Source organism: Bacillus infantis (assembly GCF_050107595.1).
Lineage (GTDB): Bacteria > Bacillota > Bacilli > Bacillales > Cytobacillaceae > Bacillus_AB > Bacillus_AB infantis_C.
Genome location: NZ_JBNILH010000038.1, coordinates 1 through 312, shown reverse-complemented (window position 1 = coordinate 312; position 312 = coordinate 1). Strand labels below are relative to the sequence as shown.

General features: G+C 45.2%; 1 tRNA gene. It reads left to right on the top strand.

The window, feature by feature from the left end:
* Positions 1-51 precede the first annotated feature (51 nt).
* A tRNA-Ala gene (locus tag ACQCVH_RS25345) sits at positions 52-127 on the top strand.
* The last annotated feature ends 185 nt before the right edge of the window (positions 128-312 follow it).

Sequence of the window (312 nt, the reverse complement as noted above, 5' to 3'; positions counted from 1 at the left end):
AAGGGGTCGCAGGTTCGAATCCTGTCTTCCCGACCATTTGAAATTTGATATGGGGCCTTAGCTCAGCTGGGAGAGCGCCTGCTTTGCACGCAGGAGGTCAGCGGTTCGATCCCGCTAGGCTCCACCAAAAAACTATTGACAGCATATTTACTTCCTGTTAATATATAAAAGTTGCTTCAAAAGCAGCAGAGATTGTTCTTTGAAAACTGAACGAACAAAAACGTCAACGTTAATCTTATTTTTATCAGAGCTAAATCTTACTCTTATATGGAGAGTTTGATCCTGGCTCAGGACGAACGCTGGCGGCGTGCC